The organism is Caulobacter sp. Root1455 (assembly GCF_001426905.1).
In the GTDB taxonomy this organism is placed as follows: domain Bacteria; phylum Pseudomonadota; class Alphaproteobacteria; order Caulobacterales; family Caulobacteraceae; genus Caulobacter.
The window spans coordinates 281,059-306,128 of sequence record NZ_LMFQ01000001.1; the positions used below are offsets into that span (position 1 = coordinate 281,059).

The window sequence follows — 25,070 nt, forward strand, 5'->3', positions numbered from 1 at the left end:
AGTGGAGTGTGCAATGACCGACCGCATCACCTTCGACGGCCCCGTGATCCTCGGGGCGGGCCTGGCGGGCCTGACCGCCGCCCTTGCCGCTGCCCCGCGCAAGGCGCTGGTGCTGTCGCCGACGCCGCTGGCCACCGGCTGCTCCAGCGCCTGGGCCCAGGGCGGCATGGCCGCGGCCCTGTCGGACGAGGACGCCCCGGCCCTGCACGCCGCCGACACCATCGCGGCCGGCGCCGGGTTGTGCGATCCGGCCGCCGTCGCGCTGCTGACCACCGAAGGCCCCGCCGCCGTCCGCGCCCTGGCCGCCCTGGGCGCGCCCTTCGACCGCCAGGCCGACGGCGGGTTCGTGCTCAGCCTGGAGGCCGCCCACGGCAAGGCCCGGGTCGCCCGGGTCGGCGGCGACGGGGCCGGGGCGGCGATCATGGCCGCGGTCATCGCCGCCGTCCGCGCCGCGCCGACCATCGAGATCCGCGAGAACGCCCGCGCCCGACGGCTGCTCCAGGACGAGACCGGCCGCGTGGTCGGACTGATCGCCGAGATCGACGGCGTCCTGACCCGGATCCTCGCGCCCGCCGTGATCCTGGCGACCGGCGGGGTCGGCGGCCTCTACGCCGTCACCACCACTCCGGCCCAGGTGCGCGGCGAGGGTCTGGGCCTGGCCGCCCTGGCCGGCGCCGAGATCGCCGATCCGGAGTTCGTGCAGTTCCACCCCACGGCCATCGACATCGGCCGCGACCCCGCCCCCCTGGCCACCGAGGCCCTGCGCGGCGAGGGGGCGATCCTTCGTAACGCCCCCTTGGGCGACAAGACCGGCCGCGCCTTCATGGCCGACTACCATCCGGCCCGCGAGCTGGCTCCGCGCGACGTGGTGGCCCGCGCCATCCACGCCGAGCGCGCGGCGGGCCGCGGGGCGTTCCTGGACGCCACGGCGGCGGTGGGCGCGCACTTCCCGCACGAGTTCCCGGCCGTGTTCGCCGCCTGCATCAGCGCCGGCGTCGACCCGCGCGTCCAGCCGATCCCGGTGACCCCGGCCGTGCACTACCACATGGGCGGCGTGGCCACGGACCTGGACGGCCGCACCAGCCTGGCGGGCCTGCTGGCCGCCGGCGAGTGCGCCAGCACCGGCGTGCACGGCGCCAACCGCCTGGCGTCGAACAGCCTGCTGGAGGCCGCCGTGTTCGGGGCCCGCGCCGGCCGCGCGGCGCGGGGTCTTGAGCTTGGCGGTGAGCCGCCGCTGGCGGCTACGCCCACGCCCGACCTGCCCGACGCCGCGCTCCAGATCCTGCGCCAGGCCATGAGCCGCGACGCCGGGGTGATCCGCGACGCCGAGGGCCTGTCCCGCCTGGTCGGGGTGCTGGACGCCCTGGAAGCCGCCCACGGCCCCGCCCCGACCCTGGTCGCCGCCCAGCTGATCGTCCGCGCCGCCCTGGCCCGGCCGGAAAGCCGAGGCGGCCATTTCCGCGCCGACTTCCCCGCCACGGCCCTGCCGGAAAGAACCTTCGTCACCCTGCAAGACCAGGAAGCGGGCCGCGCGGTCCGCTACGCCGCCGAATGATCACGCCCCTCGACGACCTGCTGGTCCGCCCGATCATCGAGATGGCGCTGGCCGAGGACCTCGGCCGGGCCGGCGACATCACCGCCCAGGCCTGCATCGACGCCGACGCCCGCCTGTCGGTGGTCTGGGCCGCGCGCCAGGACGGCCGGGTGGCCGGCCTGTCCTGCGCCCGCCTGGCCCTGGCCGCCCTGGACCCGACGGCCAGGTTCCAGGTCGTCACCCGCGACGGCGCCGACGCCGCCGCCGGCGCGATCCTGGCCCGCGCCGAGGGCAACGCCCGCGCCGTGCTGGCCGCCGAGCGCACCGGCCTGAATCTGCTGGGCAAGCTGTCGGGGATCGCCACCCTGACCCGCGCCTATGTCCGCCTGGTCGAGGGCACGGGGGCGACCATCGTCGACACCCGCAAGACCACGCCGGGCCTGCGGGCCCTGGAGAAGTACGCCGTGCGCTGCGGCGGCGGGATCAACCACCGCTTCGGCCTCGACGACGCCATCCTGATCAAGGACAACCACGTCGCCGCCTGCGGCGGGGTGGGCGAAGCCGTCCGCCGGGCCCGGGCCTTCGCTGGCCACCTGGTCAAGGTCGAAGTGGAAGTCGATGGGCTCGATCAACTGGAGGACGCCCTCAGGCACCACCCCGACGTGGTCATGCTCGACAATTTCAGCCTCGACGACCTGAAGACCGCCGTCGCCCTGGCCAAGGGCCGCGCGGTGTTGGAGGCCTCGGGCGGGGTCAACCTGACCACCGTGCGGGCCATCGCCGAGACCGGGGTCGACGTGATCAGCGTCGGCGCCCTGACCCACTCGGCCCTGGTCATGGACATCGGCCTGGACGCGGCCTGACGGGCTCCGCCGCCAGGGTTTCTGCGGATAGGAACGCACGACCCGACCCCCTACCGTCCTGCTCGCGCGAGCGCCGTGACCGCGTCCGCGGGCCAGGTCTTCCCGCGCAACAGGAATGGGATCCGATGAAGCCCTCGGTCATGCTCGGCGCCGGCCTGGTCGGTTTGGCGCTGGCGGCCTTCGCCGGCCCCGCTATGGCGTCGACGCCCCCGTCGGTGACGGCGATCGATATCCTGCTTGAGCCGGACGCGACGATGGTCCGGCGGGCGGAAGCCGACAACGCGCGTTTACGGCAAACCTTCCCGAAGAGCTTCGCGCTGGATGAGGCGCATCGACCGCATATCACGCTGGTGCAGCGCTTCGTGCGGACGAAGGACCTGCCCCGCGTCTACGCCGCCGCCGGCAAGGTCTTCGCGGACGCCGACGTGTCGGCCATGCGGTTAAGGGCCGTCAGGTGCTATTACGCGCCGGGCGGCCAGGTCGGCGTGGCGGGCATCGTCGTGGAGCCGAGCCCGGAGCTAAAGGCGCTGCAGCGGAGCCTGATCGCGGCCGTCGCGCCGTTCACCGTCGAGACGGGGACAATCGCGGCGTTCACCGCCGCGCATGACGACGCCGCCAGCGACGCGCTGCTGATCGACTATGTCGGGACCTTCGTGCCCAAGCAGGCCGGCGAGCATTTCAATCCGCACGTCAGCACCGGCGTCGCCCCGACCGCCTATCTCGACGCGATGATCGCCGAACCGTTCGAGCCCTTCGCGTTCTCGCCGGCCGGCGGGGCGGTCTATCAGTTGGGCCCGTTCGGCTCGGCCGCCAAGAACCTGCGAGTCTGGTCCGCGACGCCTCGGCCCTAGCCGCGACACTCCGCCTCAACAGGCCGGTCGACAGCGGTTTCTTAACCGTCCTCGGGCATAGCTTGACGGTCCCAGCACGTCGCGGGACAGGGGCGGAGCGCGTCGGGGTCTTGCTGCCAAGTCAGTACATCAATCTGGACAAGGCCAAGGCGTTGGTCGTCGACGACAATCAACAGTCGCTCGACATCCTGGTCGGCGTGCTGACCAGCTTTGGCCTGCGCAATCTCGTGCGCAAGACCGACGGCAAGGAAGCCCAGGAAGAGCTGAAGCATCACGCCTTCGACCTGATCCTGGCCAACGGCGCCCTGCCCGAGATGGACGGCTATGACCTGACCCGCTGGCTGCGCCGCGAGGCCGACGAGGCCAATCGCATGACGCCGGTGATCATCGTCACCTCCCACACCCGTCAGAGCCAGGTCGAGAAGGCCCGGGACTGCGGCGCCAATTTCATCGTCACCAAGCCGATCTCGCCGACCATCATGCTGGAGCGCATCCTCTGGGTCGCGCGGGGCGACCGGATGTTCATCGAGTGCGACAGCTACATCGGCCCCGACCGGCGCTGGCGCAATCAGGGCCCGCCCGTGGAGTTCCCGGACGGCCGGCGCCGCGACGATCAGTCGATTGAACTGGGCCAGCCCGACGGCCAGAATATGTCCCAGGATGAGTTGGACGCCTTGATTAAGCCTATGAAGTCGATCGCATGAGCCACGTCAAAAAAAGCCGCATGAAACCCCGCCTGGGCCAGTTGATGACCCGGAAGGGCGGCATGTACGTGGCCGAGGCCCTCAAGCGCGCCGACGCGACGATGGAGACCCTGCGCGAACCATCGCTGGTCGGGATCGACGACTATATCGCCGCCTTCGACACCTTGCTGGCCTCCGGTCTCGACGGGGCGGGCCTGCTCGAGAACCTGTACGCTCGGGCCGGCGACATCGTCAGCCTCAGCGGCGCCGAGCGCAACGAGGCCGTCCAGATCGCCGCCTGGTCGCTGTGCAACCTGCTCGACGAGGCCGACAGCCTGACCCCCTCGGTCCTGGCCGGGATCAAGGTGCACATCGCCACGATCAAGCTGCTGCATCGCGCGCCCGCCGATCCCACGCTCCAGACCCCCATCCTGCAGGGTCTGGCCAGCGTGCTGGAAAAGCATCGCGGCGAAAACGCGGCGCAAAACGCCGCCTCCCGAGACGACTGATCCTCGGCGCCGCCGCCTGACAGGCGAGGTCCGCGCCGCCGCGTTTCGCCGCATCCCGACCGCGCTTCGCAGACGGCCGGTCGCGGGCCGGGCCGGCCCGTGCGACCGTCCTGTCGACGCGGAGGAACCCGGCATGAGGACGCCAAGCGTTCGGATGGGCCGCCTGATCATCGCCCTGGCGGCGTTCGGCCTGATGGGCGCCGACGCGCCGGCGCCCATCCCGGACTTTCCCGACGGCTATCGCGACTGGCGGCACGTCTCCACCGGTCTGATCGGCCCTCACGCCCCGGCCTACGCGGCCAACGGCGGATTTCACCACATCTACGCCAATCCGGCGGCGCTGCGAGGCTACAAGGCCGGGCGGTTCCCCGACGGCGCGGTGCTGGTCTACGACCTGTTCGAGGCGGTCGACCGCGGCGGCGACGTCACCGCCCAGGGCCCGCGGCGGCACGTCGACGTGATGGTCAAGGACAGCCGGCGGTTCGCGCGGACGGGCGGCTGGGGCTATGCCGAGTTCGCGGCCGGCGAGCGCGCGCCCCGCCCCGGAATGGCCGCCGCCTGCCACGCGTGCCACGAGCGGGTCCAGGCGCGGGACTATGTGTTCAGCGGCTTGCGGGATTGAGCCTCGGGCTAGTCTGGCCCTCTCACCTCCCAATTCATCCGTCATTCCGGGCCTTGTGCCCGGAACCCCTCTGTCCGCCGCAGGTGCGGGAGGGTGGCGCGCCGGCGCGCCATTGCTCTTCACTTGCGGGCTGAACCAGGGGTCCCGGGCACAAGGCCCGGGATGACGATGTGAAATGGAGAGGGGCGTAGGCCCTACCGCTTCCCCCGCAGCCACGGCGCCAGCCGATCCTGCAGCGGCTGGTCGACATAGGTATGGAACAGCCAGGCCGCGCCGATGGCGATCGGGAACGAGGCCAGCCACATCAGCCATTGCCAGCCGATGCCGATCGGCACGGTCTCGATCAGCTTGTGCACCGCGCTCCAGTAGATCACCCCCACCAGGATGTGGGTGATGAACAGGGCGAACGACAGCTTGGCGCCCTCCTCGATCCAGGCCTTTGGATGGTGGACCGGCAGGCGGCCCGCTCCCAGCACGATGGCGGCGATGGCGATCAGGCAGGGGATGTCGAAGATCAGCTCGTCGGGCAGGGCGTAGCGGTCCAGCGGCTGCATGGCCGTCAGGACGACGCAGCCGCCGATCAGCAGGACCTTGGCCGCCCGCTCCGACGGCCAGTTCATCTCGACCGCCCGCGCCAGGCAGACGCCCAGCAGGAACAGCGGCAGGGCCCGCACGACGCCGAACCGGAACTGCAGGTCCGACAGGGCGTGGTGGAACACCACGCGGGCCACCCCCTCGCAGGCGGCGAAGGCCAGGGCCCCGACCAGCGGCAGGATCCACGGATGGCGAACCTTGTCGGCCGCCCGCCACAGCCAGGGGAACACCGCATAACAGACCACCAGCGCCGACAGCGACCAGCTGGGCAGGTTCCAGCCGTCGCTGTTGAAGCCCCAGGCGTGGACCAGCAGGGCCTGGACCGGCAGTTGGTCCCAGGCGAAGCGCGAGGGCTTGTGGGCGTCGGTGCCGATCGCGTTCAGCACCAGCACCAGGGCGGCCATCATGGCCAGCACGATCAGGTGCCCCGGCCAGACCCGCCCGACCCGGCGCACCCAGAAGCGGCCGTGGCTGATCCGCCCGGTCAGGGTCGAGGCGCCGTAGGCCCGGCCCAGCACATAGCCCGACAGCATCAGGAAGAAGTCGGTGGCCAGGAAGCCGCGCGAGAACACCTGGCCGAAGCGCTCGATGCGCATCGGGCCCTCGGCCCCGTAGTGGTAGATGACGATCAGCAGCGAGGCGAGCAGCCGCAGCAGATCCAGCGCGCCGCCGCGCGTGGCGATCCGCGCCGCGAGCGCCGTTCCATGCCCATGGGCGGATACGGCCGACGGAACGATCGAGGACGAGACCTCGTCGGTCGGGACAGGGGGAAGGACGGGTACGTTCACAACGTTCGTGGCTTAACAAAGCCCGGCCTCGGGGGAAAGCACGCGCGGCGGACGAAGACGCGACACCGCGACGCGGCCGCCCGGCTGTGGCCAAATGGCCGCCCTCTCTCCATCCCCCTGCTGTCCATCCACCCCGCCGCCGTTGAAACGGTCGCGCCGCATCCTATCTGTAACTTGTACAGTATCTAATTGGATCGCCCCCATGACCGCCCGCCAACCCGTCCTGTTCCTCGGCCACGGCTCGCCGATGAACGCCATCGAGGACAACGCCTGGAGCCGCGCCTGGGCGGCCCTGGGCCGGGACCTGCCGCGCCCCAGGGCGGTGCTGATGATCAGCGCCCATTGGGAGACGCGCGGGGCCAGCGCGGTCAGCGCTTCGGAGCGTCCGGAGACCATCCACGACTTCGGCGGCTTCCCCCAGGCGCTGTTCGACGTGCGCTACGACGCGCCCGGCGATCCGGCCCTGGCGCGGCGGGTGGCGGAGATCCTGTCGCCGGACCCGGTCGTCCAGCACCCGACCCGGGGTCTGGACCACGGCGCCTGGGGCGTGCTGCGGCCGATGTATCCGCGCGCCGACGTGCCGGTGGTGCAGCTCTCCCTGGACCGCGGCCGCCCCGACCGCTGGCACTACGAGGCCGGCAAGCGCCTGGCCGCCCTGCGCGACGAGGGCGTGCTGATCATCGGCAGCGGCGACATCGTCCACAACCTGCGGGCCGCGGACTTCCGCACCGGCGAGGTTCCCGACTGGGCGCCGCGCTTCAACGACAAGGCCAAGGCCCTGATCGCCGCCGGCGACCACGACCCGCTGATCGATTGGCGCGGCCTGGGCCCGGACGCCGCGGCGTCGATCAACAGCGCCGAGCACTACCTGCCCCTGCTCTATGTGCTGGGCGCGCAAGAGCCGGGCGAGCCGGTGTCGTTCTTCACCGACGACGTCTTCGCGGCGATCTCGATGACCAGCGTGCGGGTGGGGTAGGGCTAAAAACTCCGCTCATCCCCCACGCTCGTCATCCTCGGACTTGTTCCGAGGACCCCTGCTTCAACCGCGAAGAAGGATGATCCGTGAAGCTGTGAGGTCGCCGACCAACCTGGAGCGACAGCTCAGCCGACAAAGGGGTCCTCGGAACAAGTCCGAGGATGACGGAGGTTAGAGGCGCGCCGCCCGCATCCTTTCCGCCCCCTCATCTGTTCTTCCTCGCATGACCTACCAACTGCATTACTGGCCCACGATCCAGGGACGCGGCGAGTTCGTGCGCCTGGCGCTGGAGGAGGCCGGCGCGGCCTATGTCGACGTGGCGCGCGGCGATCCGGACGACGGCGGCGGCGAGCGGGCCCTGATGGCCCACATGGCGGAAGGCGACCATCCGCCCTTCGCCCCGCCCTATCTGGTCGACGGCGACCTGGTGATCGGCCAGACGGCCAACATCCTGCTGCACCTGGGCCTGCGCCACGGCCTGGCGCCCCGGGCCGAGGGCGGGCGGCTGTGGGTCAACCAGCTGCAGCTGACCATCGCCGACCTGGTCGCCGAGGCCCACGACGTCCACCACCCGGTCGGCATGGGCCTCTATTACGAGGACCAGAAGGAAGAGGCCGCCCGGCGGGCCCAGGAGTTCCGCGCCCAGCGGATGAAGAAGTACCTCGGGTGGTTCGAGACGGTGCTGGAGCGCGCGCCGAAGGGCGCCGAGGGGCGACAGTGGCTGACGGGCGAGGCCCTGACCTATGCCGACCTGTCGCTGTTCCAGGCGGTGGAGGGCCTGCGCTACGCCTTCCCGCACGCAATGAAACGGCTGGAGCCCAGGCTGACCCGGGTGATCGCCGTGAGGGACGCGGTGGCGGAACGACCGAACATCGCCGCCTATCTGAAGTCGGAGCGGCGGATTCCGTTCAGCACCGAGGGGATCTTCCGGGCCTATCCGGAGCTGGATCCGAGGTAGGGACCCGGGCCTTCATCCCCCACCTCCGTCATCCTCGGACTTGTTCCGAGGACCCCTGCTTCAACCGCGAAGAAGGGCGATCCGTGGAGCGGTGGGATCGCGACCGAACTGTCCAACGGCAAACCAGCCGACAGAGGGGTCCTCGGAACAAGTCCGAGGATGACGGTCGTGGGTTGTCAGCTGGACGGCGTCCCGCTGGCCACCACGTCGACGCGGCGCCAGGTCTGCGACTTGCAGAACAACAGCAGGCAACCCCTGGCCTTCATGGTGCTGGCGTCGGGGAAGTCGGCGGTGCCGCTGAGGGTCATGTTGAGGTCGGGCACGAAGACCTTGCCCTTCCAGCTGCCGTTCTTCTGCAGTTGGAAGTCGCGCAGCAGCTGCAGGCCGATCAGGTTGGCCGTGCCGCCCTTCTTGGCGTCGGCCTGGGCGTCGGCGGTGGCCCAGATGACGTTACCGCAGGCCCGGCCGCCGCCGCAGGGCTTGATCTCGACATGGACGGTGTTCTTGGGGTTGCGCCAGACGCCATAGGTGAAGGCGTCCTGAGCCGAGGCCGGCGAGACGGTCGCCAAACCCGCCGTCAGGCCGGCGGCCGCGGTCAGCCCGACGAGAAACGACTTCATCCGACGCATGCGTGATCTCTCCAACCTCATGCGTTTTGAGGCAGGTTTGCGTTCGGATCAAGTCGTGGCGGTTTCACGCCCCGACGGAGCCGGGCCTTTCTCCCGTCCCGATCATCATCCCGGACCTGGGGCCCGAGATCCCTGATTCAGCGGACGGTGGAGCCTCTTGTCGCGCCGGCGCGCCGCTCTCCCGCGCCCGCGGCGGAGAGAGGGGTCCCGGACGCGAGGCCCGGGATGACGGCGGCAGGAACGGCGATCTCAGCAATCTCATGCCTCGACCCTCAACACCTCCGCCGCCGCCCGGGCCGCGGCCCAGCGCTCGTCCATGCCCCGGCCGTAGATCGCCTGCACCCGCTCCAGCACGGCGGGCGGGGCGGTCTCGGGACGGCCGGCGTGGAACGGCGGGGCGGGGGCGTATTCCACGGCCAACTGGATGGCCTGGGCCGTCTCCTCGCCCGCGACCTCGGCCGCCACGGTCAGGGCGAAGTCGACGCCCGCCGTCACCCCGCCGCCGGTGATGACGTCGCCGTCGCGCACCACCCGCGCCGGGTCGGGCGTCGCGCCGAACAGGACCAGCTGGTCGCGCCAGGCCCAGTGGCAGGCCGCCCGCCTGCCCTTCAGCAGCCCGGCCGCGCCCAGCAGCAGCGAGCCGGTGCAGACCGAGGTCACGTAGCGCGCCCCGGCCGCCAGCCGCCGGATCTGGTCCAGGAAGGCCTGGTCGGCCATCGCCTGGGTCGTGCCGAACCCGCCGGGCACGCACAACAGGTCGCAGTGGTCGATGTCGGCCAGCCGCGCCAGGCGGGCGAACACCAGGCCGTCGGCCTCGATCTCGCCGCCCGCCTCGCTGGCGACCACCACCTGGGCGCCGGGCAGCCGGCAGAGGATCTGGTGAGGGCCGGTGAAGTCCAGGTGGGTGACACCGGGGAACAGAGCGAAGACGATGTGAAACGGCGCGGGCTCTTTACGCGAGGATTGGGGCATGGGCGGGCTCCTGTTGACGCCGCAGCATCGCCCGCCTAGCGTCCGACAGGAATGACAGACTTCCCTCGATATCCGCCAAACCCATCCGGACAGGCAGAATCATGACCCGCGACATCGGCTTCCTGATCTTCCCCCAGTTCCAGATCCTGGACGCGGCCGGGCCGATCGCGGCGTTCGAGATCGCCGGGCGCTTCGTCCCCGACGCCTACCGCCTACGCCTGCTGGCCCGCGAGCCGGGCCCGGTGCGTAGCTCCTCGGGCGTGGCGATGACCGCCGAGGCCTTCGCCGAGGCCCCGCCGCTGGACACCCTGATCGTCTCGGGCGGCGAGGGCACGCGGTCGCCGGCGATCTGCGAGGCAACCCTGGACTTCGCCCGCCGGACCTTCCGCACCGCGCGCCGCACGGCCAGCGTCTGTTCGGGGACCTATGTCCTGGCCGCAGCCGGCCTGCTGGACGGCCGCCGGGCCACCACCCATTGGCAGCGCTCCCAGGACTTCCAGCGCCGCTATCCGGCCGTGCGGCTGGAGCCCGACCGCATCTTCGTCCAGGACGGATCGCTGTGGAGCTCGGCCGGGATCACCGCCGGCATCGACATGGCCCTGGCGATGATCGGCGCGGACCTGGGCGAGGACGTCGCCCGCCGCACCGCCCAGCAGCTGGTGGTCTATCATCGCCGCCCCGGCGGCCAGTCGCAGTTCTCGGCCCTGCTGGAGATCAAGGGCGGGCGGTTCGACGGCCTGCTGGCCTGGGCGCGCGAGAACCTGGCCCTGCCCCTGAGCGTCGAGCAGCTGGCCGAGCAGGCGGCGATGAGTCCGCGCAACTTCGCCCGGCTGTTCGCGGTCGAGACGGGCAGCACCCCGGCCAAGGCGATCGAACGCCTGCGCGTGGAGGCGGCGCGCGCCCTGCTCGACAGCCAGCCCCTGCAGGTCGAGGACGTCGCCCTGGAGACCGGCTTTCGCGACCCGGAGCGCATGCGCCGCGCCTTCCTACGCGCCTTCGGCCAGCCGCCCCAGGCGTTGCGGCGCGCGGCCCGCGTCTCGCAACCACATGTTGCATCGGCGCCATAGGCCGCTACAAACGGTCAAGCTTGAACAACCCCAGATTTACGACGCCGGTGAACCCCTCTACCGGGACCGGGTCCATCACGGACCAGTACCGATTTCGGGGGAAATGCTTATGCGTCTGTTCATCACCACCGCCGTGGCCGCCCTGGCCATCGCCGGCGCCGCCGCGGCCCAAACCGCCGGCCCGGCTCCCGCTCCGGCCGCCGCTCCGGCCGCGCCCGCCAGCGGCCAGTACATCTCTGTTTCCGGGGGCTTTATCGGCAAGGCCGACTACGACTACGGCTTCGCCAACGGCTATCGCTTCGAGGGCGACGTCGACGCCGGCGGCCAGGGCGCCGTGGCCTGGGGTTCGGCGCTCGGCAACGGCTGGCGCGGCGAGGTGGCCCTGGGCTACCGCAGCCAGAAGTCCAGCGGCGTGCTGACCACGAACGGCGGCGCCCAGTTCGACTTCGACGGCGGCAAGGTCACGACCTTCAGCATCGACCTGAACGGCTATTACGACTTCCCGGTCGCCGGGCCGGTGCGTCCGTATCTGGGCGCCGGCGTCGGCGTGGCCCAGGTGAAGATCGACGACGGCATGCTGGACGACAAGGGCGACGCCCTGACCCTGCAAGGCATCGCCGGCGCCAGCGTCGCGGTCTCGCCGCGCGTCTCGCTGTTCGCCGAGGGCCGCTACCAGTTCACCGGCGCGATCAAGGTCAAGACCACCAGCGGCGCGGGCGACAAGGAGCAGAAGCTGAACATGACGGGCCCCGGCGGCCTGGTCGGCGTCCGCTTCGCGTTCTAGAGGCCTTTTCGCCGAAGCCACGCGTCACCCCCGACCTGTTCGGGGGTGACGCTCTTGGGGATCGATATGCGCTCCAGGGTCGGCGCTCCGCCGGCACGCCGTCCGACGTCTTACCCCCTCACCCTCCCAAGCTTCGCTTGGGCCCCTCCCTCTCCCCATGGGAGAGGGTTCTATCAGCCGCGCTCTTCCGCCATCCGGGCCACCTGGGCCTTCAGGATCTCCAGGGCCTCGGTGTTGCAGCGCAGGATCTCGACCATCTCCTGTTCGCGCAGAGCGTCCAGCTTGGTGTGCAGGCGCATGATCTCCAGCTCGGCGCGCAGATTGACCAGATAGTCGTGCTCGGCGTTCAGGCGGTCCTTCATGGCCTGCCGGTTCTGGCTCATCATGATCACCGGCGCCTGGATCGCGGCGACGGTCGACAGGATCAGGTTGAGGAAGATGAACGGATAGGGGTCGAACGACAGGCGCCATGGCCTGAGGGCGACGTTCAGGCCGATCCACAGGACCAGGCCCAGGCTGAAGCCGCCGATGAACGTCCAGGAGCCGCCGACCGCCGCGACCGAGTCGGCCAGCCTGTCCCAATAGGTCCGATCGTCGGCCACCAGCGCCTTGTTCAACCCCGTGGGGGCCTCGGCGGCGATCAGGTCGATGACGCTCCTCTGCACGTCCGTCAGTTCGGGATAGGGCGTGGCCAGCAGATCGCGGGCCAGCTGGTCGAGGCGTTGCTCAGGAGTCATGGGCGCTCGCACGGCGAAGGATCGGTGGAAGATGCGCGTTCCGGCGTCGGGCGCAAGACACATGACCTTCCGCGCTTGACCGCCCCCGCCTCCCGGGCGTCTGATCAACGATAACAAACAAAACGGGAGGGACGCCATGACCGCCAAGGCAGGAGGCCGCAAGGCCGTCTTCATCACCGGGGCCGCCAGCGGCATCGGCCTGGCCAGCGCCAGGCGCTTCGCCGCCGAGGGCTGGTTCGTCGGCCTGTCCGACATCGACGCGGCGGGCCTGAAGGCCGCCCTCGCCGCGGTCGGCCCCGACAACGGCGCGACCTTCAGGCTGGACGTGCGCGACCGCGCCGCCTGGACCGCCGCCCTGGCCGACTTCGCCAAGCTGACCGACGGGCGGCTGGACGTGCTGCTCAACAACGCCGGGGTCGCGCGCTTCGGGCCGTTCGACAGCCACGACGACGCCGAGATCGACCTGCAGCTGGACATCAACATCAAGGGCGTGATCAGCGGGGCCCGCGCCGCCCTGCCCTGGCTGAAGGCCACGCCCGGCGCGCGGCTGATCAACATCTCGTCCTGCGCGGGCCTGTACGGCTCACCCAGCCTGGCGGTCTATTCGGCCACCAAGTTCGCGGTGCGGGGCCTGTCGGAAGCGCTGGACGTCGAGTGGAAGCCCTACGGCGTCGGCGTGGCCTGCGTGATGCCGTGGTTCATCGAGACGCCGATCCTCAACGCCAGCCAGCCGGGCTCGAATCAGAACATGGCCGACGCCCTGCGCGGCGGCGGCCTGCCGGTCTATCCGGTGGAGGACGCCGCCGAGGTGATCTGGCGGGCCGTCCACGGCAAGGACCTGCACTATTTCGTCGGCAAGCGGGCCAAGCAGATGCGCTTCGCCAGCAGCCACATGCCCGGCGCGGTTAGGAAGCAGCTCCGGTCCCGGCCGATCCTGCAGCCTTGATCGCGTCGCCCGCCCCGGACCCCGAAACGTTGGAGGTCTTGGTCGGGTGCATGGCGGGGGCCGAAGCCGGCTCGGAAACCGGCCCCAGCGGGCCGCCCATGCCGCCCGGCACGGTGGTGGGCTTGTCGGGCGAGGCGATCACCATGGCGCTGGCCAGCTGGATCGGCGCGGACTTGCCGTCGGCGGTCGTGGTCCCGATCTGGGGAGCCGTCTGTCCGGTCGACAGGCCGGCCAGGGTCACGGTCGGCAGCTCGTCGGCCGTCGACGGACGCGGCGTGCGGCTGAAGGCGTCCGGCGCGCCCGAGCGACCGCCGAAGCGGTAGAACACGTGCATGCCGACCTGGGCGACGCGCAGCAGGCGCGGGCCCCAGCCCGGCGCGACGCCGGTGGTGTGGAAATGGGTGGCGGCGCCGACCTCGGACATCACCGCGCCCGAGAGCGCGCGGGTGGCGACCTTCTGGGCGCGCTTCCAGGCGCCGGCCTCGCGCGAGCGGCGCATCGAGCCGTCGCAGGCGAAGCTGAACTGGCAGCCGCTGTGGGTGTAGGCGCCCTGGAACACCACGCCGCAGATCGATTTCGGGAACGAAGGGTGGCGTACGCGGTTAAGAACCACCTGAGCCACGGCCGCCTGGCCGCTCGGGGTCTCGCCGCGGGCCTCGTAATAGACCGCCTCGGAAAGACACTCGAGTTCACGCGAGCTTTCCAGGGCGTTGGTCAGGCGGAAGGGCGCGACGGCCGGATTGAACGGGCCGCCGAAGCTGGCGCGCAGCATCAGGGGCTGGCGTTCCGAAGCGGACTGCTGGCGCTGTTCGAGACGCTCGACCAGGAGCGCCGACTGCCGGTCGCGCTGGGCGCCGCCGGCGACGGTGTAGGGATCGTGACGGCGCGCGATGGCCAGGGCCCCGGCGTCCATCCGCGACGCGGCCTGATACAGCGCCGCGTCGGAGAAGTTCCCCTCGGCGCCGTCGGCCAGGCGAGATACGCGAGCGTGCTGACTGGCGGTCTGGGCCATGCCCCCCGCAAGGTAAACGCCGCCCAGAGCCAGACCCGTGGCGGATCCGACCAATACGGCGCCGATCAGCGCGCGCGCGTCTGCGCACGTCTGCGACTTGATATTCAAAACTCGTGTCCTGCGCGGCGAGGGCGTACCGCCCCCCGACAAAAACGCCCTCAAAAAAGCCCGGAAAAATACTGTAGGGCCGCTCTGAAAGCGGAGGCTCGGCCGGTTCACGATCGTGGCCGAAGTCCTACTTACGGTTCGCCTTATGACGCATCCGTGACCGACTCGCAAGCGGACCAGGCGCCATCGCTTGAATTTTGAGCGCCAGCGCGCGAGACCCAATGGTTAATGCTTTGATTACAAGGAAAAAACGCGACAGTCCCGAGAATCGGCTTCGAGGCGAATATTCAACCCCCGGGATAGATTTCCGGCCCGCCGCTCTCAACGGAACCCGGCTTATGTGACACCGTTACTCTAGCGGTCGGTGTAATTGTCTCGGAGGACATAATGTCTGCTCTGCGCTTGGTTCCGCTAGCGGTTACGGCGGCGTTAACCTTGTCCGCCTGCGGTCACAACATGGAGCAGCGGGCGGCGACCGGCGCGATCGCCGGGGCGGTCGTCGCGGGGCCCGTGGGGGCGGCCGTGGGGGCCGGCGCCGGGGCCGTGGTCGACAAGGTCTCGAAGTAGGGACTTTCCCCAGAACCTGCCCCGAAGCCTGGCCTGGACTTGCAGGCGTTCGGGACGCAAGCGTTCGGCTCGCCCTTGCCCAAGTCCGTCGGAATCTCGTCATCCCGGAAGCCTCGCGAAGGCCTCCGAGATGACGATGGCACGAGCCTTTCTGGCCGTTTCGACCGCTCCGATCCGCCCGCCCCCTAGAGGGCCAGCGACAGGATGGGACGCGCGCCCCGCGCCACCCGCCACAGCTCGCCCGCGATCCTGCAGCTGAACACCACGGCCATCACGATCACGGTCAGGTGGAAGCTCAGGTCGAGCGCGTCCTGCAAGGCGCTCGTCTCGGCCGGGCTCGCCCCGTGGGAGACGACCTCGACCAGCCGGCCCGCCCGCCAGAGGGCGGCGGTGACGGCCAGGCCGGCCGCGCCGCAGACGGCCTCCAGGAGGGCATGGGCCCGCACCCAGCCGGGGCGCGCCAGCGCCGTCAGACTCGACAGCAGTTGCACGCACGCCCAGCCCAGGATCGGCAGGTGCAGGGTCGTCCAGACCGCGGCCGGCTCCAGGAACAGCTGGCTGTTGGCCACCTGATTGGACCACGGCGCCGAGACCAGGCCTGTCCACCACAGAATGAAGAACACCGTGAGGATCACCTCCAGCAGGGCCTCGAAGCGCTTCCGCTGCGGGCCCTTCTCGCGCGGGAAGCCCTTCCTGGACGATCCCAGGGTGTCCAGCACGGGCAGGTCGGCGACCTTCCAGTCGGTCATGCCGGCCACGGGGAGCCAACCGCGCTCGAACGCCACGCCCAGCACCGTGGCGACCCCGATCATGGTGAAGCCGATGGAGATGAAGCCGGACAGGAACTGCGCCAGGGCGCCGGCCGAGCCGGCGGGGCTGGTGATCACCGTGATGACGGCCGGGATCGCCGAAACGATCGCCGCCACCACCAGCAGTCCCTTCACCGCGAACATGTAGAACGGATAGAGCTCGGGCCCGATCAGAGCGTGGGTCGTTCCGAACCGGCCCGCCACGGCGATCGGATGGCCGAACGCCTTGAGCAGGGCCTCGCGCTCCTTGGCGGTCAGGGGCCGGCCCGCTTGCGCCTCCTTCTCCTCCATCTGGGTGAGCAGGGTGTCGCGCAGCTCGGCGACGATGTCCTCGCGCTGGGCCTTGGGCAGCAGGGCCGCGACGGCGGCCAGATAGCGATCGAGCAGGTCCATGACTGGCTCCCTCTTCAGATCAGGTTTTGCAGGGTGTCGTTCATCGCCCGCCACTCGGCGGACAGGCGGGCCAGCACGGCCTCGCCCTCGGACGACAGGCGGTAAAAACGCTTCTTACGCTTGTCTTCCTCGCGCCATTCGCTGGTCAGCAGACCCTGGCTCTCGAGGCGGCGCAGCATCGGATAGAGAGCGCCTTCGTCGATCTCCAGCCCCACCTCGGCCAGGGCCTGGCGCAGGCTGTAGCCGTAGCGCTCGACCTTCAGCTGGGCCAACACGGCCAGGATCAGGGTTCCACGCCGCAACTCCTGGCGCAGGGTTTCGAAAATGTCGGCGTCCGCTGGCATGGTGTGCATCACATGGTGTGCGCCACTTGGTGTGTGACATACACTGTATGACACACAGGTAATGCTCGCGTCAAGTCGACCGACCGCCGTTCGCTCGAAGCGCCGGCCGGGATATCGCCAACGATGCTGGCCTAGAGCCTCAGGGCGCGCTCAGACGCCGGAATCGGGGAACGGCCGGCCCATCCAGACCGCCCTCGACGATCGGAACCGCGATCTCGACCGTGAAGCGGCTGCTCTGGCCCAGCGTGCTTTCGACCCGCAGGTCTCCGCCCATCAGAGCGACGATCTGGCCGCTGATGCTCAGGCCCAACCCCGTGCCGCTGCTTCGGTCGGCGGCCTCGCCCGCCTGCTCGAACGGATGGAAGATGCCTTCCAACTGGTCGGGCGGAATGCCGATACCGGTGTCATCCACGGCGAACCGCAGCCTCGCCGTCCGGCCCGCGACCTCGACGACCGAGACATGCAGATCGACCCGGCCCGCCGACGTGAACTTGACCGCGTTGCCGACCAGGTTGATCAGCACCTGGCGAATGCGCTTCTCGTCCCCCTCGACCCCGCGCGGCACGTCCGGGCCGACGGTGGCGGTGAAGTCCAGGCCCTTTTCCTCGGCCGGCAGGCGGAACATCTCGCTCACGCCCGCCACGCAGTCGTGCAGGTCGAAGGGCGCGGCCAGCAGATCGAACTTGCCCGCCTCGATCTTGGCCACGTCCAGAAGGTCGCTGATGACGCCCAGCAGGTGCTCGCCGCTGGCCTGGACGGTCTGAACCGCCGCGCGCTGCTTGGCGTCCAGTTCGGTGCGGTTGAGCCAGTAGGTGTAGCCGATGATGGCGTTGAGCGGCGTGCGCAGTTCGTGGCTCATATTGCCCAGGAACCGCGACTTGGCGCTGCTGGCGGCCTCGGACGCGGCGTGGGCTTCGGCCAGCAGCCGCGCCTCCAGCGTGTGCCGCTGCTGCCGCGCCTCGTAGTCGCGGCGCATCCGCAGGAAGCGGAAGACCAGGAACCCGGCCGACAAAACCAGCCAGACGCCGAGGATGATCAGGTAGAACTGTTCGGTCGAGAGGTACGAGCCCTCGAAGGTCAGGTCGTCGACCGCCACCGCCAGCTTGGCGCCCGCCTTTGCGTCGCTGGTGGCGATGGAGACGGAGCGGACGTCGTCGAAGACCGGCGCGGCCTCCGCCGTCGAAAGGCCATGGCTGGTCACCCACCATTGCTCCGGCGCCAGCTTGCCGAGCGGCAGGCGGATTTCGTTGCGGCCGTTGACGACGGGAATGTCCGCCGCCAGAGACATAGGCTCGCCCTTCAGCTTGTCCCGCGCCGCCGGTCCGGGCGTCGTCTTCAAGACCAGTCGCAGGCGGTCGTCTTCGCCCCGGTAGGAGAAGCGCAGGATGATCGTCTGGACATGCGAGAAATCCAGGCCCCGGGCCTTCCCCGAATCCAGCTGCAGGCCATAGCCGCAATAGGGATAGGGCGAGCCTTCACGGATCTCGCAGGACCAGGACAGCGGCCTGCGCGGATCGGCGGAGATGATCGAGCGCCCGCCGTTCTCGGCGTCGGAATAGGTGTAGCCCTCGAACTGGCCGGACTCGGGCGAGAGGACGAGCTTCTGGGTGGTGATGGCGCTCTTGCCCAGCACCGCGGCGAACGACACGGCCACCAGCAGGAAAATCGCCGCCTCCAGCCTGAGGTCGGCGTAGCCCAGCCGCGCCCCGCGAGCGCCCTGCTCGGGCGCCTCGGCCTTGGCCGCCGCGAGATCCGTTGTTTTCCGCAAGACGCTCCCTCGCTTCCCTTACCAAGTCGAGAAGCCCACAAACTGCACCGTCCGATTAGTCTCAACAGTGTTTCCCAAAGATTTGACAACGGGGGATGCGACACTTTGTGACAGCCCCCGCGATAGCGAGCGCCCCGAACTCGCCGGCGCGAACGCGGGACCGCCCCTACCCTCGGCTCAATCCGAAGAAATCGCCCACGCCGGTCAGCAGGAACTGCATGCCGATGCAGATCAGCAGGAAACCGAAGATGCGGGTCATGGCGTCCATCCCGCCCTTGCCCAGGAACCGGACCATCAGCTCGGCGGCCCGCAGGATGATGAAGGCGATCACCAGGGTCACCGCCATGCCCAGGATCACCCCGACATAGATGATCTCCCAATTGTGCGGGTGGTCGCCGCGGATCTGGGCCGCGGCGCTGAGCACCACCGAGATCGATCCCGGTCCGGCCAGGCTGGGCATGGCCAGCGGGGTGAAGGCGACGTCCAGCGCCTGGTCGCGGCTCTGGCTGGCGGCGGTCTCGGTCGCCGTCGGGGTTTGGGGCGGCGGCGGAAACAGCATGCCGAACCCGACGCTGGAGATGATCAGCCCGCCGGCCGCGCGGATCCCCGGGATCGAGATGCCGAAGAACTCGACGATCGCCGAGCCCAGCAACAGGAAGGTCGCCAGGATGCCGAAGGCGTAGACGCAGGCCATGATGGCCTGCCGCCGGCGCTTCTTCGCGTCGAAGCCGGCGGTCAGCGACACGTACAGCGGCGCCGTGCTGAACGGGTTCATGATCGGGAACAGCCCGCCGATCGTCAGGACCAGGGCTTCGACGAAGATCGAGATGGGCGCTCTCCCGCGGACGGACGCCGCGACGGATCGCGCGCGCCGCGGGGAGTCTGCCGGTCGGCCGAACCCCGGAGCCATCCAGCGCAGACCTGAGAAACGGATGCGGGAACCCCTATTCGACGGGCTTCGACATCCGGCGGCCGCGCTGGCATTCTGGCCCGATGACCCAGCTCTTCCGGCTTGCCGGCGCCCTGCGCGGAGACCCGGAGGTCGACGCCTGGTTCGCGGCCCCCGAGCACGACCTGCGGCGCCTGGCCCAGCCGTGGTTCGAAGCCTTGCGCGCCCTCGGGCCCGACGTTCGCGAGCTGGTGCACGACGGACATCCCACGGCGTGCGTGGGCGACGCGGCGTTCGCCTATGTCGACGCGTTCAGCGCCCATGTGAACGTCGGCTTCTTCCACGGCGCGGCGCTGGACGATCCGGTCGGCCTGCTGGAAGGCTCGGGCAAGCGCATGCGGCACGTCAAGGTCCGGTGGGGCCGGCCGGTCGACGCCGAGGCGCTGAACGCCCTGATCGCCGCGGCCTACCGGGACGTTCGCGCGCGGCTGGCGTCCGAATGAATACCGCTTTACTTCGGCCGCTCATCCCGACGAATGCCGGGACCCGGATGGAATGGCTGGGCGGTTGGCGCCTCGGGCTATGAGCGAATCCCGTCAGACACGCCGCCACAGGATCCGGGTCCCGGCTTTCGCCAGGACGAGCGGATCGATCGAGACCCGAATTCCTTAGGACCGCCCCATGACCACCCTGCCCTCCGCCGTCCCCGAAGCCCGCGCCCTTCTCGGCCGCCTGGGCGTCGACCCCGCCGTCCTGGACGGCGGGACCCTGGCCGCGCGCTCGCCGGTGACAGGCGAGGTGCTGGCCAGCCTGCCCGAGCACGCCCCCGCCCAGGCCAGGGCCGCCATCGACGCCGCCCACGCCGCCTATCTGGCCTGGCGCAAGGTCCCCGCCCCGCGTCGCGGCGAGCTGGTCCGGCTGCTGGGCGAGGAGCTGCGCGCGGCCAAGACCGACCTGGCCGCCCTGGTCACCCTGGAGGCCGGCAAGGTGGTCTCCGAGGGCCTGGGCGAGGTGCAGGAGATGATCGACATCTGCGACTACGCCGTGGGCCTGTCGCGCCAGCTGTTCGGCCTGACCATCGCCACCGAGCGCCCGGCGCACCGGATGATGGAGACCTGGCATCCGCTGGGCGTGGTCGGGGTGATCAGCGCCTTCAACTTCCCGGTCGCCGTCTGGTCGTGGAATGCGGCCCTGGCCTTCGTCTGCGGCGACAGCGTGGTGTGGAAGCCGTCGGAGAAGACCCCGCTGGTGGCCCTGGCCACCCAGGCGCTGTTCGAACGCGCCGTCGCCAGGTTCGGGCCGGACGCGCCCGCCAACCTCTCGACCCTGCTGATCGGCGGCCGCGAGGTCGGCGAGGTCCTGGTCGACCATCCGAAGGTCCCGCTGGTCTCGGCCACCGGCTCGACGGCCATGGGCCGGACGGTGGGCCCGAGGCTGGCCGCCCGCTTCGCCCGCGCCCTGCTGGAGCTGGGCGGCAACAACGCCGCCATCGTCGCCCCGTCGGCCGACCTGGACCTGACCTTGCGCGGCGTGGCCTTCGCGGCCATGGGCACGGCGGGCCAGCGCTGCACCACCCTGCGGCGGCTGTTCGTGCACGACAGCGTCTACGACGCCTTCGTCGGTCGGCTGAAGAGCGCCTATCCCTCGGTGCCGGTCGGCGATCCCCGCGCCGCCGGCGTGCTGGTCGGCCCGCTGATCGACAAGGCCGCGTTCGACGCCATGCAGAGCGCCCTGGAGGCGGCCCGCGCGGCCGGCGGCCGGGTGATCGGCGGCGACCGCGTCGAGGTGGCCGGGCCGGACGCCTATTACGTCGCCCCCGCCCTGGTCGAGATGGACGCCCAGGCCGACATCGTGAAGTCCGAGACGTTCGCGCCGATCCTCTACGTGATGCGCTACGCCGAACTGGCCGACGCCATCGCCGCCCAGAACGACGTGGCCCAGGGCCTGTCGTCGTCGATCTTCACGCTGAACGTCCGCGAGGCCGAGCTGTTCGTGTCGGGCGAGGGCAGCGACTGCGGCATCGCCAACGTCAATATCGGCCCCTCCGGCGCCGAGATCGGCGGGGCGTTCGGCGGCGAGAAGGACACCGGCGGCGGCCGCGAGGCGGGCTCCGACAGCTGGAAGACCTACATGCGCCGGGCGACGAACACCGTGAACTACGGGACCACCCTGCCGCTGGCGCAGGGGGTGACGTTCGAGGTCTAGGCGTCCGTATTCCGTTACCCCCTCGCCGTCCGCCATTCCGTTCGCCACGAGAGACGGAGGTGTGGCGCGCCAGCGCGGCAAGGCTCTCGTCGTCGGCTGAACCAGAGGGTGCGCCGCAGGGCGTGAGAACGAAGGTTGGGGTTAGGCGGCTGGATCGCCTATCCCGCCAGCGCCGCCTCGATCGCGGCCTTGAGCTGATGGTCGGAGACCGGCTTGAACAACACCCCCGCCGGATGATCCAGGCGGATGCGATCCATGGTCGCCGGCTCGCGCGAGCCCGTGACGAAGATCACCTTTGAACCGACCGTGTCGTAGATCGCCAGGGCGGCGTCCACGCCGTCCTTGTCGCCCTGCAGCCGCATGTCCATCAGCACGACGCCTGGGCGACACGACTGGGCCAGGGCGACGGCCTCGTCGGCCGAAGGGGCCGTGCCGCAGACCGTCAGTCCCATGTCTTCGACCTGCATGCTCAGGCCCTCGGCGATCAGGAACTCGTCATCGACCACCAGGACGAGCGTCCCGTTCAGGGCCTTCACGACAGCACCGGCGCGGCGACGCGAATTTCGGTTCGCGTTCCATTGTCTCTTCGCACCATGATGGTTCCCTTCAATTGCGCGGCGAGCCCCTCGATGATGGTGACGCCGAGCGTGGTTCTCCCGCCGGGAGCCGGTGCTTCGCTCCCGTCGTGGCCCACGCCGTCGTCGGCGACGGCGAGCAGGACATCGCCGCCCTCGGTCCGGTCGAGACTGACCTCGATAACCCCGGCGCCCGTTGGAAAGGCGTGCTTGAGCGAATTGGTCACCAGTTCGGTGACCAGCAACCCCAACGGAATGGCGAAATCCAGGCCCACGTCCATCGGGATGGCCCGCACGGTGAGCTTGATGTCCTTGCTGGCCACGCTCTCGACGATATGGGACGACAGCTCCTGAAGGAACGGCGTGATGTCGAAGGTCTTGAGGTCTTTCGACCCCATCAACTGGCTATGCACGAGGCCCAGGGCGTAGATCCGCCCGCGCAGGCCCTGCAGCGCCTGCTTGGCCTGCGGATCCGTCAGCTTGCGCGCCTGCATGACCAGCAGGCTGTCGACGATCTGCAGGTTGTTCTTCACGCGGTGATAGACCTCGCGCAGCAGCAGGTCGCGCTGGCTGACCGTGGCGGTCAGCTCCTCGACCAGGAGCTCCAGCTCGCGCGTCGCGGCGCGCAGCGCGCCCTGCGCCTTGTAGGTTTCGTCGATGTCCTCGATGACGGCGACCGTCAGCACCGGCTCCCGCGTTTGGGCGTCGCGCACGATGCTGGCGGACACCCGCCCCCAGAACGGTTCGCCGCCGCGGCGCACATAGCGCTTCTCCCGCACATAGGCGGGGATTTCCTCGTTGACCACGCGCTCGTACTCCGCCACCTCCGCCTCGCGGTCTTCGGGCCAGGTGAACTCCCAGCCCGAGCGGCCGACGATCTCCTCCGGCTCGTAGCCGAGCATGTGGGCGAAGGCGCGATTGGAGCGAATGATCCGCCCCGTCATGGGGTCGCTCTGGGCCTTGCCGACGGCGGCGGCCTCGAAACTGGCGCGAAAGGCCTCCTCGCTCTGGGCCAGGGCCTGCTCGGCGTGCGCCCGCTCCGCCAGGGCCTCGGTCAGTTGGATGTTGGCCGTCCGCAGCTGCGCGGTGCGCTCTTCGACCCGCCGCTCCAGCTCCACGTTGGAAGAGCGCACCAGGGCCTCGCTCTCCCGCAGAAGGGCGGCGGTGCGGCCTTGCGCGGCCACCGTGGCGGCCAGCTCGGCGTTGAGGCGTTCAAGATTCGCCGCCGACGGCACGGCCAGCAGCTTGGGCGTCAACGGCCAAAGGATGGCCGCCGTGGCGATCGACAGGATCGCCGTGGCCAGCTTGATCAAACCTTCCACGCCATAGGCCGGAACCCACAGGGTGAAGATCGACATCAGGTGCGTCGCGCCGCAGGCCAATATGAAGGCCACGAAGAGATAGGCCACCCATCCATAACGGATATCCGGCCGTTGCTTGACGAAGGCCGCGATGGCCAGCGGAATGGAAAAGTAGGCCAGGCCGATGGCCGCGTCGGACCCGGCGTGCAGCGCGACCAGACCCGGGGCCCAGCTTAGACAAAAGCCGTGGGGAGTCAGTCCAGACGGATTTAGCAGCCAATCCACAGGCGACATGTACAGACCCCCGACGGGCGCGCTTCTTCTGGCCGAGCGCGGCCCTCCCCACGATTCACGACCCGTCAAACCCCACAAGTTTAACGACTTCACACGGCATGCTAAATTAGCAAGCGAGCCATGAGCGCAGGTATTCCGGGTTTCGGTTAGTGAATTCGAACCTTTCTTCGAACTTCCCGATCGAACTCCGCCGTGGGCGGCGGGTTCAGCGCCAGCCCGCGAGACCCGGGCCGCGGCCGGCGCACCCGTGACGCGCGATGATCCGGACGGTGACGATCAGGACGAGAAGCTTCCAGGCTTCGGCGAGGATGCCGGCCCGACGACGGCGCATGACGTGCTCCTTGAGATGCTGGAAAGGCGGAGCGGAAGGAAAGCCGGCTGGCTCCCCGGGGGGAGAGCCAGCCGGCCGTCGGCGGCGCGGTTCCTGGGGGGAGGGAGAACCGGCCGCGGGGCCTTCCAGGCGCCGACAGGCGCAGGGGAAGGCGTAAGGAGAACTAGACCCTGGATCGGACCGTCCGGCTTGGACGATCCGAGCCCGGCTTGGCTTAGCCGAACAGCTTGGCGGCGGTCTTGGCGACCAGTTCACCCTGGTGGCGGGCGCCGGCCAGCTCTAGTTCGCTGGGCTGACGCGAGCCGTCGGCGCCGGCGATGGTGGTGGCGCCGTAGGGCGCGCCGCCGACGATTTCCTCCAGGGTCATCTGGCCCTGATGGCTGTAGGGCAGGCCGACGATCGTCATGCCGAAGTGCAGCAGGTTGGTGATGATCGAGAACAGGGTGGTCTCGTTGCCGCCGTGCTGGGTGGCCGACGAGGTGAAGGCGCCGCCCACCTTGCCGTTCAGCGCGCCGCGCGCCCACAGGCCGCCGGCCTGGTCGAGGAAGTTGGCCATCTGCGAGCTCATGCGGCCAAAGCGGGTGCCCGTGCCGACGATGATGGCGTCGTAGTTTTCCAGTTCGGCGATCGTGGCGACCGGGGCGGCCTGGTCGAGCTTGTAGTGCGACTTCACCGCGACCTCCTGCGGGACCAGCTCCGGCACGCGCTTGACGTCGACGGTCGCGCCGGCGGCGCGGGCGCCCTCGGCGACGGCGTTGGCCATCGTCTCGATGTGGCCGTAGGCGGAGTAGTAGAGAACGAGAACCTTGGCCATGACGGCCTCCTTGGGAACTTGAGGTTGGATCTTGGACTTCGGGGGAAGGTTCGGGCTTGAAGAAACCGAACCTTTAGAGAGAGAGAGAGCGATTGGGGCGCACCGACACCCGCGTCTGGGGCGGAAACCTCGTCCTTCGACAAGCTC

27 protein-coding genes are annotated in these 25,070 nt (G+C 69.9%); 14 read left to right on the forward strand and 13 right to left on the reverse strand.

The window, feature by feature from the left end; translation table 11 throughout:
* Positions 1 to 13 precede the first annotated feature (13 nt).
* The 6 genes from ASD21_RS01075 (at position 14) to ASD21_RS01100 (ending at position 5,062) form a co-directional block, all read left to right on the forward strand.
* Complete coding sequence (locus ASD21_RS01075) at positions 14 to 1,555, forward strand: L-aspartate oxidase (protein WP_056435440.1); 1,542 nt, start codon at positions 14 to 16, stop codon at positions 1,553 to 1,555.
* Entirely contained in the window at positions 1,552 to 2,397 is an 846-nt protein-coding gene (gene nadC / locus ASD21_RS01080) for a carboxylating nicotinate-nucleotide diphosphorylase (RefSeq protein WP_056435443.1), read from the forward strand. The genes ASD21_RS01075 and nadC overlap by 4 nt, the downstream gene beginning before the upstream one ends.
* Positions 2,398 to 2,537: 140 nt before the next feature.
* On the forward strand, positions 2,538 to 3,248 hold the full coding sequence (locus ASD21_RS01085; RefSeq protein WP_162250197.1) for a 2'-5' RNA ligase family protein: 711 nt from the start codon (positions 2,538 to 2,540) through the stop codon (positions 3,246 to 3,248).
* A gap of 110 nt (positions 3,249 to 3,358) precedes the next feature.
* On the forward strand, positions 3,359 to 3,952 hold the full coding sequence (locus tag ASD21_RS01090) for a response regulator (RefSeq protein WP_056435448.1): 594 nt from the start codon (positions 3,359 to 3,361) through the stop codon (positions 3,950 to 3,952).
* A 20-nt stretch (positions 3,953 to 3,972) separates the two neighbouring features.
* Entirely contained in the window at positions 3,973 to 4,440 is a 468-nt protein-coding gene (locus tag ASD21_RS01095; protein WP_235524817.1) for a hypothetical protein, read from the forward strand.
* Positions 4,441 to 4,573: 133 nt separating this feature from the next.
* Positions 4,574 to 5,062 carry a cytochrome P460 family protein gene (locus tag ASD21_RS01100; RefSeq protein WP_082554579.1) on the forward strand — a complete coding sequence of 163 codons (489 nt, stop codon included), beginning with the start codon at positions 4,574 to 4,576 and terminating at the stop codon, positions 5,060 to 5,062.
* Between the two features lie 194 nt (positions 5,063 to 5,256).
* On the opposite strand, the gene ASD21_RS01105 is transcribed toward ASD21_RS01100, so the two are convergent.
* Positions 5,257 to 6,444: an acyltransferase family protein gene (locus ASD21_RS01105; RefSeq protein ID WP_056435457.1), complete on the reverse strand. Its 1,188-nt coding sequence runs from the start codon at positions 6,442 to 6,444 to the stop codon at positions 5,257 to 5,259.
* A gap of 202 nt (positions 6,445 to 6,646) precedes the next feature.
* Between ASD21_RS01105 and ygiD the strand changes: the two genes are divergently transcribed.
* A complete protein-coding gene (gene ygiD / locus ASD21_RS01110; protein ID WP_056435460.1) occupies positions 6,647 to 7,420 on the forward strand; it encodes a 4,5-DOPA dioxygenase extradiol in 774 nt (257 codons plus the stop codon).
* A gap of 223 nt (positions 7,421 to 7,643) precedes the next feature.
* The gene (locus ASD21_RS01115; RefSeq protein WP_056435462.1) at positions 7,644 to 8,378 is read left to right on the forward strand and encodes a glutathione S-transferase; all 735 of its coding nucleotides are present in this window, start codon (positions 7,644 to 7,646) and stop codon (positions 8,376 to 8,378) included.
* 176 nt (positions 8,379 to 8,554) lie between these two features.
* Here ASD21_RS01115 and ASD21_RS01120 read toward each other — a convergent pair whose 3' ends face one another.
* Together ASD21_RS01120 and ASD21_RS01125 are read right to left on the reverse strand one after the other, a co-directional pair.
* Positions 8,555 to 9,007, reverse strand: coding sequence for a DUF2147 domain-containing protein (locus tag ASD21_RS01120; protein ID WP_056435465.1), 453 nt, complete (start codon positions 9,005 to 9,007; stop codon positions 8,555 to 8,557).
* A 258-nt stretch (positions 9,008 to 9,265) separates the two neighbouring features.
* A complete protein-coding gene (locus ASD21_RS01125; protein ID WP_056435469.1) occupies positions 9,266 to 9,979 on the reverse strand; it encodes a DJ-1/PfpI family protein in 714 nt (237 codons plus the stop codon).
* A gap of 101 nt (positions 9,980 to 10,080) precedes the next feature.
* Between ASD21_RS01125 and ASD21_RS01130 the strand changes: the two genes are divergently transcribed.
* Both ASD21_RS01130 and ASD21_RS01135 read left to right on the forward strand, forming a co-directional pair.
* Positions 10,081 to 11,046 carry a GlxA family transcriptional regulator gene (locus tag ASD21_RS01130; protein WP_056435472.1) on the forward strand — a complete coding sequence of 322 codons (966 nt, stop codon included), beginning with the start codon at positions 10,081 to 10,083 and terminating at the stop codon, positions 11,044 to 11,046.
* A 109-nt stretch (positions 11,047 to 11,155) separates the two neighbouring features.
* Positions 11,156 to 11,830: a P44/Msp2 family outer membrane protein gene (locus ASD21_RS01135; protein ID WP_056435475.1), complete on the forward strand. Its 675-nt coding sequence runs from the start codon at positions 11,156 to 11,158 to the stop codon at positions 11,828 to 11,830.
* 173 nt (positions 11,831 to 12,003) lie between these two features.
* On the opposite strand, the gene ASD21_RS01140 is transcribed toward ASD21_RS01135, so the two are convergent.
* Complete coding sequence (locus ASD21_RS01140; RefSeq protein ID WP_082554581.1) at positions 12,004 to 12,567, reverse strand: DUF1003 domain-containing protein; 564 nt, start codon at positions 12,565 to 12,567, stop codon at positions 12,004 to 12,006.
* 136 nt (positions 12,568 to 12,703) lie between these two features.
* Here ASD21_RS01140 and ASD21_RS01145 point away from each other — a divergent pair, with 136 nt between their 5' ends.
* Positions 12,704 to 13,513: an SDR family oxidoreductase gene (locus tag ASD21_RS01145; RefSeq protein ID WP_056435481.1), complete on the forward strand. Its 810-nt coding sequence runs from the start codon at positions 12,704 to 12,706 to the stop codon at positions 13,511 to 13,513.
* On the opposite strand, the gene ASD21_RS01150 is transcribed toward ASD21_RS01145, so the two are convergent.
* On the reverse strand, positions 13,473 to 14,633 hold the full coding sequence (locus ASD21_RS01150; protein WP_056435484.1) for a cell wall hydrolase: 1,161 nt from the start codon (positions 14,631 to 14,633) through the stop codon (positions 13,473 to 13,475). The two genes, ASD21_RS01145 and ASD21_RS01150, sit on opposite strands and share 41 nt — an antisense overlap.
* A gap of 435 nt (positions 14,634 to 15,068) precedes the next feature.
* On the opposite strand from ASD21_RS01150, the gene ASD21_RS01155 reads away from it, so the two are divergent.
* Entirely contained in the window at positions 15,069 to 15,200 is a 132-nt protein-coding gene (locus ASD21_RS01155; RefSeq protein ID WP_327019749.1) for a hypothetical protein, read from the forward strand.
* Between the two features lie 185 nt (positions 15,201 to 15,385).
* Here ASD21_RS01155 and ASD21_RS01160 read toward each other — a convergent pair whose 3' ends face one another.
* The 4 genes from ASD21_RS01160 to ASD21_RS01175 all read right to left on the reverse strand — a co-directional run bounded on the left by ASD21_RS01160 (position 15,386) and on the right by ASD21_RS01175 (position 19,424).
* Positions 15,386 to 16,402 (reverse strand): HAAS signaling domain-containing protein, encoded by a 1,017-nt coding sequence (locus tag ASD21_RS01160; protein ID WP_056435489.1) that lies wholly within the window; start codon positions 16,400 to 16,402, stop codon positions 15,386 to 15,388.
* Positions 16,403 to 16,416: 14 nt separating this feature from the next.
* Positions 16,417 to 16,746, reverse strand: a complete 330-nt coding sequence (locus tag ASD21_RS01165; protein ID WP_056436274.1) for a PadR family transcriptional regulator — start codon at positions 16,744 to 16,746, stop codon at positions 16,417 to 16,419.
* A gap of 139 nt (positions 16,747 to 16,885) precedes the next feature.
* Positions 16,886 to 18,514, reverse strand: a complete 1,629-nt coding sequence (locus ASD21_RS01170; RefSeq protein WP_056435492.1) for a sensor histidine kinase — start codon at positions 18,512 to 18,514, stop codon at positions 16,886 to 16,888.
* Between the two features lie 166 nt (positions 18,515 to 18,680).
* Positions 18,681 to 19,424 carry a MarC family NAAT transporter gene (locus ASD21_RS01175; RefSeq protein WP_082554582.1) on the reverse strand — a complete coding sequence of 248 codons (744 nt, stop codon included), beginning with the start codon at positions 19,422 to 19,424 and terminating at the stop codon, positions 18,681 to 18,683.
* Between the two features lie 83 nt (positions 19,425 to 19,507).
* On the opposite strand from ASD21_RS01175, the gene ASD21_RS01180 reads away from it, so the two are divergent.
* Entirely contained in the window at positions 19,508 to 19,906 is a 399-nt protein-coding gene (locus tag ASD21_RS01180) for a DUF1801 domain-containing protein (protein ID WP_056435495.1), read from the forward strand.
* 178 nt (positions 19,907 to 20,084) lie between these two features.
* Positions 20,085 to 21,608: an L-piperidine-6-carboxylate dehydrogenase gene (amaB, locus tag ASD21_RS01185; protein WP_056435498.1), complete on the forward strand. Its 1,524-nt coding sequence runs from the start codon at positions 20,085 to 20,087 to the stop codon at positions 21,606 to 21,608.
* 158 nt (positions 21,609 to 21,766) lie between these two features.
* On the opposite strand, the gene ASD21_RS01190 is transcribed toward amaB, so the two are convergent.
* From ASD21_RS01190 to wrbA, 4 genes are all read right to left on the reverse strand, one after another.
* Complete coding sequence (locus ASD21_RS01190) at positions 21,767 to 22,144, reverse strand: response regulator (RefSeq protein WP_156398250.1); 378 nt, start codon at positions 22,142 to 22,144, stop codon at positions 21,767 to 21,769.
* On the reverse strand, positions 22,141 to 23,778 hold the full coding sequence (locus tag ASD21_RS23150; protein ID WP_082554583.1) for a sensor histidine kinase: 1,638 nt from the start codon (positions 23,776 to 23,778) through the stop codon (positions 22,141 to 22,143). Before ASD21_RS23150 ends, ASD21_RS01190 begins: the two co-directional genes overlap by 4 nt.
* Before the next feature lie 205 nt (positions 23,779 to 23,983).
* Positions 23,984 to 24,109: a hypothetical protein gene (locus ASD21_RS24995; protein WP_268761048.1), complete on the reverse strand. Its 126-nt coding sequence runs from the start codon at positions 24,107 to 24,109 to the stop codon at positions 23,984 to 23,986.
* Positions 24,110 to 24,323: 214 nt separating this feature from the next.
* Positions 24,324 to 24,923 (reverse strand): NAD(P)H:quinone oxidoreductase, encoded by a 600-nt coding sequence (wrbA, locus tag ASD21_RS01200; RefSeq protein WP_056435501.1) that lies wholly within the window; start codon positions 24,921 to 24,923, stop codon positions 24,324 to 24,326.
* Positions 24,924 to 25,070 lie beyond the last annotated feature (147 nt).

Coding starts and splice junctions, on each gene's coding strand:
- ASD21_RS01120 (WP_056435465.1), bottom strand. CDS start 9,007: ATGCGTCGGATGAAGTCGTTTCTCGTCGGGCTGACCGCGGCCGCCGGC.
- ASD21_RS01100 (WP_082554579.1), top strand. CDS start 4,574: ATGAGGACGCCAAGCGTTCGGATGGGCCGCCTGATCATCGCCCTGGCG.
- ASD21_RS01175 (WP_082554582.1), bottom strand. CDS start 19,424: ATGGCTCCGGGGTTCGGCCGACCGGCAGACTCCCCGCGGCGCGCGCGA.
- ASD21_RS01165 (WP_056436274.1), bottom strand. CDS start 16,746: ATGCCAGCGGACGCCGACATTTTCGAAACCCTGCGCCAGGAGTTGCGG.
- ASD21_RS01095 (WP_235524817.1), top strand. CDS start 3,973: ATGAAACCCCGCCTGGGCCAGTTGATGACCCGGAAGGGCGGCATGTAC.
- ASD21_RS01075 (WP_056435440.1), top strand. CDS start 14: ATGACCGACCGCATCACCTTCGACGGCCCCGTGATCCTCGGGGCGGGC.
- ygiD (WP_056435460.1), top strand. CDS start 6,647: ATGACCGCCCGCCAACCCGTCCTGTTCCTCGGCCACGGCTCGCCGATG.
- wrbA (WP_056435501.1), bottom strand. CDS start 24,923: ATGGCCAAGGTTCTCGTTCTCTACTACTCCGCCTACGGCCACATCGAG.
- ASD21_RS01140 (WP_082554581.1), bottom strand. CDS start 12,567: ATGACTCCTGAGCAACGCCTCGACCAGCTGGCCCGCGATCTGCTGGCC.
- ASD21_RS01125 (WP_056435469.1), bottom strand. CDS start 9,979: ATGCCCCAATCCTCGCGTAAAGAGCCCGCGCCGTTTCACATCGTCTTC.
- ASD21_RS01130 (WP_056435472.1), top strand. CDS start 10,081: ATGACCCGCGACATCGGCTTCCTGATCTTCCCCCAGTTCCAGATCCTG.
- ASD21_RS01115 (WP_056435462.1), top strand. CDS start 7,644: ATGACCTACCAACTGCATTACTGGCCCACGATCCAGGGACGCGGCGAG.
- ASD21_RS01160 (WP_056435489.1), bottom strand. CDS start 16,402: ATGGACCTGCTCGATCGCTATCTGGCCGCCGTCGCGGCCCTGCTGCCC.
- amaB (WP_056435498.1), top strand. CDS start 20,085: ATGACCACCCTGCCCTCCGCCGTCCCCGAAGCCCGCGCCCTTCTCGGC.
- ASD21_RS01145 (WP_056435481.1), top strand. CDS start 12,704: ATGACCGCCAAGGCAGGAGGCCGCAAGGCCGTCTTCATCACCGGGGCC.
- ASD21_RS01085 (WP_162250197.1), top strand. CDS start 2,538: ATGCTCGGCGCCGGCCTGGTCGGTTTGGCGCTGGCGGCCTTCGCCGGC.
- ASD21_RS01180 (WP_056435495.1), top strand. CDS start 19,508: ATGACCCAGCTCTTCCGGCTTGCCGGCGCCCTGCGCGGAGACCCGGAG.
- nadC (WP_056435443.1), top strand. CDS start 1,552: ATGATCACGCCCCTCGACGACCTGCTGGTCCGCCCGATCATCGAGATG.
- ASD21_RS01135 (WP_056435475.1), top strand. CDS start 11,156: ATGCGTCTGTTCATCACCACCGCCGTGGCCGCCCTGGCCATCGCCGGC.
- ASD21_RS23150 (WP_082554583.1), bottom strand. CDS start 23,778: ATGTCGCCTGTGGATTGGCTGCTAAATCCGTCTGGACTGACTCCCCAC.
- ASD21_RS24995 (WP_268761048.1), bottom strand. CDS start 24,109: ATGCGCCGTCGTCGGGCCGGCATCCTCGCCGAAGCCTGGAAGCTTCTC.